The organism is Lactiplantibacillus sp. 3062 (assembly GCF_055413545.1).
The window spans coordinates 26076-39390 of the sequence record NZ_JBVAYE010000002.1; the positions used below are offsets into that span (position 1 = coordinate 26076).

General features: G+C 46.2%; 9 protein-coding genes. All 9 read left to right on the top strand.

Annotated elements, in window-relative coordinates:
- Positions 1-119: 119 nt before the first annotated feature.
- The 9 genes from ACWQAU_RS03120 (at position 120) to aroC (ending at position 13314) form a co-directional block, all read left to right on the top strand.
- A complete protein-coding gene (locus ACWQAU_RS03120; protein WP_003640729.1) occupies positions 120-4433 on the top strand; it encodes a PolC-type DNA polymerase III in 4314 nt (1437 codons plus the stop codon).
- Positions 4434-4728: 295 nt separating this feature from the next.
- Positions 4729-5205, top strand: coding sequence for a ribosome maturation factor RimP (gene rimP / locus ACWQAU_RS03125; protein ID WP_003640728.1), 477 nt, complete (start codon positions 4729-4731; stop codon positions 5203-5205).
- Between the two features lie 20 nt (positions 5206-5225).
- Positions 5226-6443, top strand: a complete 1218-nt coding sequence (gene nusA, locus ACWQAU_RS03130; protein WP_079111797.1) for a transcription termination factor NusA — start codon at positions 5226-5228, stop codon at positions 6441-6443.
- Positions 6444-6487: 44 nt separating this feature from the next.
- The gene (gene rnpM, locus ACWQAU_RS03135) at positions 6488-6787 is read left to right on the top strand and encodes an RNase P modulator RnpM (RefSeq protein ID WP_003640726.1); all 300 of its coding nucleotides are present in this window, start codon (positions 6488-6490) and stop codon (positions 6785-6787) included.
- The gene (locus ACWQAU_RS03140; protein WP_003640725.1) at positions 6777-7082 is read left to right on the top strand and encodes a L7Ae/L30e/S12e/Gadd45 family ribosomal protein; all 306 of its coding nucleotides are present in this window, start codon (positions 6777-6779) and stop codon (positions 7080-7082) included. The genes rnpM and ACWQAU_RS03140 overlap by 11 nt, the downstream gene beginning before the upstream one ends.
- Before the next feature lie 14 nt (positions 7083-7096).
- Positions 7097-9673, top strand: coding sequence for a translation initiation factor IF-2 (gene infB, locus ACWQAU_RS03145; protein ID WP_003645962.1), 2577 nt, complete (start codon positions 7097-7099; stop codon positions 9671-9673).
- 22 nt (positions 9674-9695) lie between these two features.
- Positions 9696-10049: a 30S ribosome-binding factor RbfA gene (rbfA, locus tag ACWQAU_RS03150; protein ID WP_003640723.1), complete on the top strand. Its 354-nt coding sequence runs from the start codon at positions 9696-9698 to the stop codon at positions 10047-10049.
- 648 nt (positions 10050-10697) lie between these two features.
- A complete protein-coding gene (locus tag ACWQAU_RS03155; RefSeq protein WP_003645963.1) occupies positions 10698-12152 on the top strand; it encodes an MFS transporter in 1455 nt (484 codons plus the stop codon).
- On the top strand, positions 12145-13314 hold the full coding sequence (gene aroC / locus ACWQAU_RS03160) for a chorismate synthase (RefSeq protein WP_013355607.1): 1170 nt from the start codon (positions 12145-12147) through the stop codon (positions 13312-13314). Before ACWQAU_RS03155 ends, aroC begins: the two co-directional genes overlap by 8 nt.
- The last annotated feature ends 1 nt before the right edge of the window (position 13315 follow it).

The following is a 13315-nucleotide window of genomic DNA, read 5'->3' on the forward strand; positions in this document are numbered from 1 at the left end:
CACGGTTAGCAGCTTTTGATTTTAAGATTGGATTTGCTTTAATATATATGCAAGCGCAAATTAACAAGTACGGTGCGTGTCTTACTAACTGATTGTAATCAACAAAAGGAGGACCACTGGTGAGTTTAAACCAACAAGAAATGTTCGAGAAGTTACTCGAACAAATTGAAATGCCAACGGGTCCTGAATTTACAGAAGCAGCGATCGATAAATTGACCGTTCATCAAGCTTCCAAGGTTTGGGAATTTCATTTGCATTTCCAACATGTTTTACCTTATACACAATTTATGACTTTTCAAAACAAACTCCAAATCGCCTTTAAAGAAATTGCACGCGTGACCTTTACGATCGTGACTGATGATACCGAGGTCAATGGTCGTGAACTAGCTGAATACTGGGAATGGATCGTTCAGCACAGTGGGATCAAGTCGCCCCTGGTCCAATCATTGTGTAACAGCAACGTGCCGACTTATGAAGATGGTCGGGTCATTTTGTTGGCTGAAAATGAAGTTATTCAAAATTTTCTAACTAACCAAGCATTAGGGCCGATTGAGAGTACCTATCATCGCTTGGGCTTCCCGAAGTTCTCCGTCCACACGATGATTGATGAGAGTGCTTCACAGGCGAAGATCAAGGAATTTCATGAACAAAAAGCGAAGTCTGATCAAGCGTTGGCTCAAAAAGCGGAAGCGGCTATCAAAAAGGCCAATGAGAAACGGCAAAAGCAGGCGGATGCACCAGCACCAATTGATGGTCCTGTCCAATTAGGCAAGCAGATCAACCCGCAAGAGCCGGCTAAACAGATGGTCCAAATTACTGAAGAAGAACGGTCGGTCGTCGTGGAAGGCTATGTCTTCGATATGGAAGTGCGGACGTTGCGTTCCCAGCGGCAGTTATTGATTCTAAAGGTGACCGACTATAGTTCGTCAATGGTCGTCAAGAAGTTCTCACGGAATGCTGATGACGAGGCACAATTCGCGGCACTGAAGCCTGGAATGTGGGTACGTGTACGTGGTTCTGTGCAGGAAGATAGTTTTATGCGCGATTTAACGATCAATGCGTATGATATTAACGAAACGTCGCATGCCAGTCGGCAAGACACGGCGCCGGCAGATGAGAAGCGGGTTGAATTGCACTTGCATTCTAATATGAGTCAGATGGATGCAACCAACAGTGTCAGTGATTATGTCAAACAAGCCGCTAAATGGGGCCATCCGGCGATTGCGATTACGGATCATTCGGGGGCACAGGCGTTCCCAGAAGCGTTTGCGGCTGGTGAAAAAAATAATATCAAAATTTTATACGGTGTCGAAGCTAACATGGTTGATGACGGGGTGCCGATTGCTTATAATGACGCCCACGTTGATTTGAAAGAGTCCACCTACGTTATTTTTGATACTGAAACAACGGGGTTGTCCGCCATTTATGACCGGGTCATCGAATTGTCAGCGGTTAAGATGGTCAAGGGGAACGTCGTTGATCAGTTTGAGGAATTTATTGACCCTGGTTTTCACTTGTCGGAAACAACCACTAATTTGACGAGTATCACCGATGATATGGTGCGGGGCTCTAAATCGGAAGAAGAAGTGTTTAAACTTTTCCGCGAATTTTATGGTGATGCAATCGTGGTCGGTCATAACGTCACCTTTGATATTGGCTTTATGAATACGGGCTATGCCCGGCATCACATGGGGCCGATTACAAATCCAATTATTGATACGTTGACGCTGGCGCGGTGGCTGTATCCGAATTTACGCGGGTACCGCTTAAACACCCTAGCCAAAAAATTCAACGTTAATTTGGAGCACCATCACCGTGCCATCTATGATGCTGAGACGACTGGTCATTTGAACCACCTGTTTTTGAAAGATGCGGAGGACCGTTATCAGGTTCAATTCCACGATCAGCTGAATGATCATATGAATGAAAATGCGGCTTACCGCCATGCCCGGCCATTTCATGCGACATTGTATGCGCAAACCCAAGCGGGGTTGAAAAATCTCTTCCGAATTATTTCCTTGTCGAATGTTGAGTACTATTACCGCGTGCCCCGTGTACCCCGCAGTGTTTTAAACAAATATCGGGATGGCATCCTGGTCGGTTCGGCTTGTTCTAGTGGTGAAGTCTTTACTGCAATGATGCAAAAGGGGAAGGAAGAGGCCCGACAAAAGGCCGGCTACTATGACTTCCTGGAAGTACAACCGAAACCGGCATATTCGGCGCTGATCGAGAGTGGTTTGATTGCTGATACGGATCATTTGGAAGAAATTATCAGCAACATGGTGGAACTAGGCCATGAGATGAATATCCCGGTTGCTGCTACGGGGGATGTGCATTATCTGAATCCTGAGGATAAGATTTATCGTAAGATTTTGATTCATTCACAGCCCGGTAACCCGTTAAATCGGACTGAACGGCCAGACGTGCATTTTCGCTCAACGGATGAGATGCTTAAAGATTTCGATTTCTTAGGTACGGAGACGGCACATGAGGTCGTGGTTGACACGCCCCGCGCGCTTGCTGACCAATTTGAAATCGTGCGACCGGTCAAGGATAAGTTGTATACTCCGCGGATGAAGGGTGCCGAAGCGGAAATCGAAAAACTGACGATGGACCGTGCCCATGCGTGGTACGGTAATCCGTTGCCAGAAATCGTCCAAAAACGGGTGGATAAAGAGCTGAAGAGTATCATCGGTAACGGGTTCTCGGTCATTTACTTAATTGCCCAACGCCTAGTGTTTAAGAGTAATAAAGATGGTTACTTGGTTGGGTCTCGGGGGTCAGTCGGTTCGAGTATCGTAGCGACGCTGTCTGGGATTACTGAAGTGAACCCGATGCCACCGCATTATCGGTGTCCAAATTGTCAGTACTCGCACTTTTATACGAATAACGAGTATGGATCGGGCTATGATTTACCACCTAAGGATTGCCCTGAATGTGGGACTGACATGGTGCGTGATGGGCAAAACATTCCCTTCGAAACGTTCTTAGGATTTTATGGGAACAAGGTGCCAGATATTGATCTGAACTTCTCTGGGGACTACCAACCTATTGCCCATAATTACACCAAAGTCTTGTTCGGTGAGAAAAATGTGTACCGAGCCGGGACAATTGGAACGGTCGCTGATAAGACTGGTTATGGTTATGTCAAGGCGTATGAACGGGATACGAATCAAACACTTCGTTCGGCGGAAGTTGACCGATTAGCAAAGGGAACGACTGGCGTTAAACGGACGACTGGGCAACATCCGGCCGGTATTATTGTTGTGCCGGATTACATGGATATTTATGATTTCACGCCCGTCCAGTATCCGGCTGATGATCAGAGTGCGGCCTGGCAAACGACCCACTTTGATTTCCATTCGATTCATGATAATATTTTGAAAATTGATATTCTGGGACATGATGATCCGACGATGATTCGGATGTTACAAGATTTGTCGGGTGTCCAACCTGAGAGTATTCCACCAGTTGATCCGCACGTCATGAAGATTTTCTCCAGTCCTGAAGTTTTAGGAGTCACAGAAGACCAGATTTTCTCGAAAACGGGGACGCTTGGAATTCCAGAATTTGGGACGCGGTTTGTCCGTGGGATGCTCGAAGAGACTCACCCATCCACGTTTAACGAATTACTTCAGATTTCAGGACTTTCACACGGGACTGACGTGTGGTTAGGAAATGCTGAAGAATTGATCAAGGATGGCACGGTTACGCTGGCCGAAGTTATTGGTTGTCGTGATAACATCATGACCGACTTGATTCACTACGGCATGGAATCTGATATGTCTTTCCAAATTATGGAACACGTGCGGAAGGGTCGGGGGATCCCGGATGAATGGCAACAAGCAATGAAGGATGCCAACGTTCCCGACTGGTACATTGAATCTTGTCTAAAGATCAAGTATATGTTCCCGCGGGCCCATGCGGCAGCCTATATCTTAATGGCGTTGCGGGTGGCTTACTTTAAAGTGTACTTCCCGTTGATTTATTACACGGCTTATTTCTCAGTCCGTGCTGACGATTTTGACCTGGTTGCGATGGCCCATGGTAAAGATGCTGTCAAAGCGTCGATGAAGGCGATCACTGACAAAGGGATGGATGCTAGCGCCAAGGAGAAAAACTTACTGACCGTTTTAGAGTTAGCCAACGAAATGTTGGAGCGGGGCTTTAAATTCTCCATGGTCGACCTTGACAAATCTGATGCTTCGGATTGGCTGATCGATGGTGATACGTTGATTGCGCCATTCCGAGCAGTTCCGGGGTTAGGGTTGAACGTTGCCAAGCAAATCGTTGCTGCCCGAGCGGACAAGCCGTTCCTGTCGAAGGAAGACCTGTCTAAGCGTGGAAAAGTGTCGAAGAGTTTGATCGACTTTATGACTGAAAATGGTGTGTTAAGTGATTTGCCAGATGAAAACCAACTCTCGTTGTTCTAGAAAACACGACAATTGTTAAAGTTTGATGAATTTTTGCGGTGGTTGATGCATTTAACAGCACTCAGACAGATTTATCTGATTTAGGGCCTGTAATGTTGATACACCGGCAATTGTCAGGCTGTTGAAGCGGAAGTTTACCGTGACTTGAAAGCTAACGGCTAAATGCTATAAATGGCGTAAACTTGCGGTTTCAACATAATTGTGCTAATATATGGGTTGTAGTTTAAAACTCGTTAACGAGTGAGCAGCGATGCTCACTCTTTTTATTGGACTAATCTGAATAGGAGGCGCAGCCTTGAGTAGTAATGTTGTTGAAACCATTCAGCCAGTGGCCGCAGCCATTGTCAGTGCTCACCAGTTTGAACTCGTGGATCTTGAATTTGTTCGCGAGGGTCAAAGCTGGTATTTGCGATTATACATTGACAAACCGGGCGGCATTAATATTGAAGAATGTGCAATGGTTAGTGATGAACTTAGTGAAAAGCTAGATGCGATGGAGCCTGATCCCATTCCCCAAGCTTACTTTTTGGAAGTTTCTTCTCCTGGTGCGGAACGCCCATTGAAGAAGGAAGCAGATTTTCAAAATGCTATTGGTAAGTACGTGCACGTTGGCTTATACCAGAAGTTGGATGGCAAGAAAATTTTTGAAGGTGATTTGACGGCGGTGACGCCGACCACTTTGACCATCGATTACTTGGATAAGACACGTCACAAGACGGTGACGATCAACCGAGAACAAATCTCACAAGCCCGCTTAGCGGTAAAGTTCTAAATAAGTAAAGGAGTCTACACATGAGCAAGGAATTATTAGGGGCCTTAGACACCCTCGAATCAGAAAAGGGCATTAAAAAAGAAGTTGTCATCGAAGCCTTAGAAGCGGCACTCGTTTCAGCCTATAAGCGTAATTATGGCCAGGCTCAAAACGTTGAAGTTGACTTTGACCAAATTAAGGGTAATATTCACGTTTATGCCGTTAAAGAAGTGGTTGAAGACGTCTTTGATTCACGTTTAGAAGTTAGTTTGCAAGATGCATTGGCTATCAACCGAGCCTACGAAATCGGTGATGATATTCGATTTGAAGTAACACCGAAGAACTTCGGCCGAATTGCAGCGCAGACGGCTAAGCAGGTCATCATGCAACGAGTTCGTGAAGCAGAACGTGGCATTATTTATGACGAATACAGCCAGTATGAAAATGAAATCGTCACTGGTGAAGTTGAGCGCCAAGATAACCGATTTGTCTACGTTAGTTTGGGCAAAGTAGAAGCGGTCATGGGTCGTTCTGATCAGTTACCTGGTGAAGTTTATCGGATTCATGACAAAATTAAGGTTTACGTCTCGAAAGTTGAAAACGCAACGAAGGGCCCCCAAGTATTCGTTTCGCGGACTGCACCAGATTTGTTGAAACGTTTGTTTGAACAAGAAGTTCCTGAAATTTTCGATGGCATCGTTGAAATCGTTTTGATTGCACGTGAAGCCGGTGATCGGGCGAAAGTTGCTGTTCGTTCAAACAATCCTAACGTTGATCCAGTCGGTACCTGCGTCGGTCCCAAGGGACAACGGGTTCAAACGATCGTCAATGAATTACACGGCGAAAATATGGACATCGTGGAATGGACGGATGATCAAGCCGTATTTATCGCGAATGCATTGAACCCAGCGGAAGTTTTGGATGTTATTTTTGATCCTGAAAATGAGCGGGGTTGTACCGTGGTCGTTCCAGATTATCAATTATCATTGGCAATCGGTAAGCGTGGTCAAAATGCTCGTTTAGCTGCTAAATTGACCGGGTTCAAGATCGATATTAAATCGGAAACCGAAGCTTCTGATATAATGGATGCAAACCCTGATGATGTTGCAGTTGCCGAAACGGAAACGACTGAAGCAGCATCAGACGCGGCAGTGCAGTCCGATACCGGCGAAGATGAGGAACCAGCAACGTCCGACGCAGCCGTGGCGACGCCTGCCTCAGAAACTGCTGTGGATGAATCAGCAAGTGACGCTGAATAAGTTCGTCACTAAGTGAGTGAAGTAACTAAAGGAGGTCTGGGATTATGAAAAAAAGAAAAGTGCCGTTACGAAAGGACATTGTGACGGGTGAAATGCATCCCAAAAAAGACTTAGTCCGGGTCGTTAAGAATAAGCAGGATGAAGTGTCCGTTGATCCGACTGGTAAAAAGCCGGGACGCGGCGCCTACATTGCCTTAGACGTACAAGTTGCACAACGTGCCAAGCAAGAAAAGACTTTTGATAAGGCGTTTGGTATCAAAGTGGGTGCAGACTTTTACGATGAGTTAGTGGCTTATGTTGATCATCAACAAGCCCGAAAGGAACTCTTCGGAAATGACGCCTAAGCAAGCTTGTTTAAACCTACTGGGCCTTTCACGGCGTGCCAGCAAGCAAATTGCAGGCGAAGGGCTAGCCCTGGCTGCAATTCGTAATCAGACGGCTAAACTGGTCTTTATTGCCAGCGATGCCGGTCCCACGACTGCCAAAAAGTTTCATGATAAGGCCCAATCTTATGATGTTCCAGTGATCGATACCTTTACTAAAGCAGAATTAAATACGGCTACTGGTAATAAGCGCACTGTTTATGCAATTACCGATGCCGGATTTGCCAAGAAAATGGTGGCGATCATGACACAGTAAAGGAGGGTGAAGATATGGGGAAAAAGCGAATTTATGAGTTAGCGAAGGAGCTCAACGTCCCAAGTAAACAGCTGATTGCGCAAGCACAGCAGTTGGGATTCTCCGTCAAAAATCATATGTCGACACTCGGTGACAGTGAGGCGCGCCAGTTACAAGGCACGACCACAGTTACCCATCCTAAATCTCAACCGGCTCCAGCTAAAACGAGTCGGGCTACGCAAGCCGTAGCAAAAAATGTGACACGAACTGCTAATCAGCAGCAATCCAACTCGCGTCATCAACAGAGTGGTGATTCTTTGAATAATAATCGTAATAATAACCAAAATAATAGTCAAAGTCGTAATAGTAACGGTAATCGAAGCAATAATGGCGGTAACCGTACTAACAGTAATAACGGCAATCGTTCGGCCAATGCTTCACGGAGCAACAGCGCTCGTAATAACGGTGGGAGCAATACGAACCGGTCTAACAACAATAATAATAATAACCGGTCTAATAATAACAATCGCTCAAATACGAGTAACAACCGTACCAACAGTACCGGTAATCGCACCAATAATGGTGGTCAGAACCGGAACAACAACCGGACTACGACGAACAACAATAATAACAACAGTAACCGGAGCAATGGGTCGAATAATAGTTCGCGTAATGGCAGCGGTCGCTTTGGTGGTAGTTTGAATAGCAACAATAACGGTGGTGGTCGTTATCGTGGCGGTAACAATAATAACCGTCGGCGTAACAACCGGAACAATAAGAGCCGGAACAATAAGAATCAACGGATCCGCCAGGTCAATAATAAGCCAGCGCCAGTTCGTAAGGACAAGCCGTTGCCAGAAACACTGGTTTACACGGTCGGCATGAATGCCCAGGATTTGGGTAAATTATTGCACCGTGAGCCTGCTGAAATTATCAAGAAGTTATTCATGTTAGGTGTTGCAGTTAACCAAAATCAGTCCTTGGATAAAGATACGATTGAAATCTTAGCCACTGATTACGGGATCAATGCGCAAGAAAAGGTCCAAGTTGATGTGACCGATTTGGACAAGTTCTTTGATGATGAAGTTAATAATACCGACAATTTGGCGCCACGGGCACCGGTTGTTACGGTCATGGGACACGTTGACCATGGGAAGACGACCCTATTGGACCAATTGCGGCATACTCACGTTACAGAGGGCGAAGCCGGTGGGATCACTCAGGCTATTGGGGCTTACCAAGTTAAGCATGATGGTAAGGTTATTACATTCCTGGATACGCCAGGACACGCGGCCTTTACTGAAATGCGGGCGCGTGGTGCTGACATCACTGACATCACAGTGTTAGTAGTTGCTGCTGATGATGGGGTCATGCCACAAACAATCGAAGCCATCAACCATGCTAAGGCTGCTAAAGTACCAATCATCGTTGCCGTTAACAAGATTGATAAGCCGGGTGCCAACCCTAACCACGTGATGGAACAATTGACTGAATATGGTCTGATTCCTGAAGATTGGGGTGGCGATACAATCTTTGTTCAGATTTCAGCGAAGTTCGGTAAGAACCTAGATGAATTGTTGGATATGATTTTACTTCAGTCAGAAGTGCTTGAATTAACGGCCAACCCTAAGCAAAATGCTGCGGGATCTGTATTGGAAGCTAGTCTTGACCGTGGAAAAGGTTCTACCGCAACGTTACTTGTTCAACAAGGGACCATGCATGTTGGTGATCCAATTGTTGTGGGGAATACTTACGGAAAAGTCCGGACGATGACCAATGACCATGGTAAGCGGATCAAGGAAGCCGTGCCATCGACGCCAATTGAAATCACTGGTTTGAATGATGTGCCGGATGCTGGTGATCGCTTCGTGGTCTTTGATGATGAAAAGACGGCCCGTGATGCTGGTGAACAACGTGCTAAGCAGGCATTGATGGAAGAACGGAAGCAAACTGCTCACGTCACCTTGGATAACTTGTTTGATTCAATGAAACAAGGTGAACTTAAGGAAGTTGACGTGATTATTAAGGCTGATGTTCAAGGTTCTGTTGAAGCTTTAGCTGGTAGTTTACGTAAAATCGACGTTGAAGGTGTGCGGGTCAATATCATCCATACAGCGGTTGGGGCAATCAACGAAAGTGACGTGGCCTTGGCGGAAGCAAGTAACGCGATTATTATCGGGTTCAATGTGCGGCCAACACCACAAGCCAAAGCCCAAGCCGATACTGACGATGTTGATATTCGCTTGCATCAAGTTATCTACAACGCGATCGATGAAATCGAGAGCGCGATGAAGGGAATGCTCGAACCAACTTATAAAGAAGAAATCACTGGTCAAGCCGAAATCCGTGAAATCTATAAGGTTTCTAAGATCGGTACGATTGGTGGTGGGATGGTCACTGATGGTGTCATCCACCGGGATTCTGGTGTGCGGGTCATTCGTGATGGTGTCGTTATTTATGATGGCAAGTTAGCTAGCTTACGGCGTTTCAAGGACGACGTTAAGGAAGTTAAACAAGGCTTTGAACTTGGGCTTCGAATCGAAGATTACAACGATATTAAAGTCAACGATGTTATTGAAGCTTACGTGATGAAGGAAGTTCCAGTTGAATAACCTTTAAAAGGGGGATTAGCAGATGGCACAACATTATCGAGTTGGTCGTTTGGAACAGGAAATCGAACGCGAAGTTAATGATATTTTGTTAAAACGGGTTCGTGATCCACGGGTTGCGGGTGTAACCATTACCGGTGTAACGGTAACTGGCGACCTTCAACAAGCGACCATCTACTACAGTATTTTGTCAGATAAGGCATCCGATGGTGAAAAGACGGCGGCTGGATTGACTAAGGCGACGGGATTAATTCGTAGTGAATTAGGCTCACGACTTAGCATCTATAAAACGCCGGAATTAACTTTTGAACGCGACAACTCGGTTCAATACGGTAGCCGGATTGATGAATTAATTAATAACTTAAAGCGTCAAGATTAGGCGCTGGAAAAATAGTCGTTGTGAATCCAGATGGATTGACAGCGACTATTTTTGTGTTCAAATTGAATGGAGCCGTTCGCTGTCAATCACTGAGGTTAAGCGGTTTAGATGGTGCTGATTGTAGGGTCACACTAGTCATTCACACACTGCTTGAACGTTGTCGGTAGACTGACTAATCAAGGTAGCCTGCTCGCGACCGTCGCAAACAATTGGTTTAATGAGTAGTCGTACTGAAGACGATTTTTGTAAATAGTAGTAGGATGAGGCGAATTACGCATCGTGGCGCTTTTACAAGCGAAAATGATTTCTTAATTGCAAAATTAAAATGAAATTAGGGTTGACGAATCAAAATGAGAATGTTTTAATATAAACAATCAATGAAACGGAAAGGATAGATGATTATGACGACGTTAGCATTCAACGCAACTTATTATTATGGCTTTGCTTATTTTAGGTAGCGCCCGTGTTGGAACCTTAGATACGGACGGCACCTACGTTCGTGTCTAAGCGAAGTCAATTCATCTTGGCCAGCTAGACACCGTGAGTCTAGCTGGAATAATATCATCAATTAGGATTAAATTTTGATGAGCCGGCTAGATTTTCATAATCTAGCCGGCTTTTTTTATTTCCACGAAGGAGTTGTTATTCATGCGTCAGCACCAATTATCAATCAGTCTTTACTTAAACTACTTTATTCATGGTATTGGCTTAATTATTTTAACGCAAAACATGCAAGCGTTAAGTCAACACTGGCAGACCCCGTTAGCGACGGTTTCCTATGTCATTTCTGGGATTGGCATTGGGCGCTTACTGGCCTACTTTATTCTGGGAAATTTATCAGATCGTTTTGGCCGTAAAGTCTTCGTCAATCTTGGTATGGCTTGCTACTTCACGTTCTTTGTGGGGATGGCATTGGTCACTAATATTCAGCTGGCATACGGTTTGGCGATTTTGGCCGGTATTGCGAACTCCGCGTTGGATGCGGGAACCTACACGACGTTTATTGAAATGGGTGGGCGGCAAGGCTCAGCCAATGTCTTGTTAAAGGCCTTCATGTCTGCCGGTGAATTCTTATTACCACTGCTCGTTGCCAACTTTGAAGCACAACGAATCTGGTATGGCTGGTCATTTATCCTGGCCGCGGCAATCCTAGTGGTCAACAGTATCCTGTTGAACCGGCAGCAGTTTCCACTAAAAAATCAAGTTGCTCAAGCCGGAACGGGCGTATCCCAGCAACCACTTAAGAACCGGCGCTGGTTGGCGACAGTTGGTTTAGCTGGTTATGGGTATACTTCGATGGCACTTATGATCCTCTACACGCAGTGGGTCAGCTTGTTTGCCACTACGACGTTGCATTTTTCGTCAGTGTTAGCGCACTGGTTGCTTTCACTTTACAGCATTGGGTCAATCACCGGCGTTATTGTGATTTTCTGGTTGTTACGTCGTGGGGTGGCAGAAACCAAATTGTTGTTGGCAATGAATGGCGGCTCGCTGCTGGCGTTAGCGGTTATCTGTTATAGTCCAGCGGCTGGGCTGTCCATGCTGGCGGCTTTCGGGTTTGGGTTTACTGCTGCGGGTGGCGTGATGCAGGTCGGCCTCAATTTATTTATCAAAGGCTATCCCCACATCAAGGGCCGAATCACAGGAATTTATTTCACGTTTGGCAGTATTGCTTCCTTCACGATTCCGCTCGTGACTGGGTGGCTGTCAAAGCAAAATATTGCGACCGCGATGCGCTTTGATTTAGTTATTGCTGTCAGTGGTCTCGCCTTTGTCGGCCTAGCTGTATGGGCGCTACATGTCCCAACCACACTTAGTCAAGAACGCCAACGTATCAATCATATTGACCAGCAAATCGTCCGATTACTCAATCAACGTTTTGAGACGGTTACAGCCATCGGGGAGTTGAAGCAACAACAGCAACTTCCGGTATTAGACCAGCAACGTGAACAACGGGTGTTACAACAAGTTGCGGTGAAGAGTACCCAGACCGCGCATACCCCTTATTTACAAGCTATTTATCAAGCAATTATGCATAACTCACGCGCATATCAGACGGATTTACACACGAATTTACACAAGGAGGATATTGATCATGATTAATTACGTTACGGCAGGCGAATCGCACGGGCCTCAATTGACAGGGGTGCTGACCGGTATTCCGGCTGGCTTACAGCTAGACATTGATGCCATTAATACAGGCCTCGCAGCCCGGCAAGGTGGGTTTGGCCGCGGCAATCGCCAGCAGATCGAACATGACACCGTCCAAATCACTGGTGGCGTGCGGCACGGTGTTACGCTAGGTTCCCCGATTGCATTAACGATTATGAATCGCGATCACGCGCACTGGGCAGCAATCATGGATCCGGTAAGTCCAGCTACGGCAACCAATACGTTGCGGCAAGTCACTCGTCCACGTCCGGGGCATGCTGACTTAGTAGGCGGAATGAAGTATGGTCATCGCGATCTACGAAACGTGCTAGAACGTTCCTCAGCTCGTGAGACAGCCATGCGAGTGGCTATCGGTCAGATTTGTAAGCAATTATTGGCGCAGCTAGATATTCACCTAGTTGGCTACGTTCAACAAATTGGCCCTAAGCAAGTGACGGCCGATTTAACACTATCCGTTGATCAATTACAAGCCCAAATCGCGCAAAATGATTTGCGATTACCAGATGCGGCCTTGGTTCCCGAAATCCATGAGCTGATCACAGCAACGAAGAAGGCCGGGGATACCTTGGGTGGTGTTATCCGGGTCGTTGCCGAAAATGTGCCGGCTGGTTTGGGCAGTTACACGAACTGGGATACCAAATTAGATGGACAGTTAGCCGCAGCAGTGATGGGAGTCAATGCCATGAAAGGTGTTGAAATTGGTGATGGATTTGCGGCTGCCAGCCATTATGGTAGCCAAGTAATGGATGAGATTAGTTGGGATGAACACGCCGGCTGGTCACGGCTGACCAATCATTTGGGCGGCTTTGAAGGTGGCATGACTAACGGAATGCCGATTGTTGTTAAGGCCGCCATGAAGCCGATTCCAACACTTTACAAACCATTACAAAGTGTGGATATCGCGACCAAAGTCAGCCAAAAGGCAAGCGTAGAGCGTTCAGATACGACGGCCATCGTCCCTGCCTCGATTGTGGTTGAAAGTGTGGTAGCGATTGAATTAACGCGAGCATTGACGGCAACGTTTGACGGGAGTAACTTAGCTCGCCTCCAGCAAACAGTGACGGCATACCGCGAAGAACTCCGGCAATATTAGG

Bases quoted from the DNA above. Each gene is read 5' to 3' on its own strand.
- nusA (WP_079111797.1), top strand. From the start codon at position 5,226: ATGAGCAAGGAATTATTAGGGGCCTTAGACACCCTCGAATCAGAAAAG.
- rnpM (WP_003640726.1), top strand. From the start codon at position 6,488: ATGAAAAAAAGAAAAGTGCCGTTACGAAAGGACATTGTGACGGGTGAA.
- ACWQAU_RS03140 (WP_003640725.1), top strand. From the start codon at position 6,777: ATGACGCCTAAGCAAGCTTGTTTAAACCTACTGGGCCTTTCACGGCGT.
- infB (WP_003645962.1), top strand. From the start codon at position 7,097: ATGGGGAAAAAGCGAATTTATGAGTTAGCGAAGGAGCTCAACGTCCCA.
- rbfA (WP_003640723.1), top strand. From the start codon at position 9,696: ATGGCACAACATTATCGAGTTGGTCGTTTGGAACAGGAAATCGAACGC.
- ACWQAU_RS03155 (WP_003645963.1), top strand. From the start codon at position 10,698: ATGCGTCAGCACCAATTATCAATCAGTCTTTACTTAAACTACTTTATT.
- aroC (WP_013355607.1), top strand. From the start codon at position 12,145: ATGATTAATTACGTTACGGCAGGCGAATCGCACGGGCCTCAATTGACA.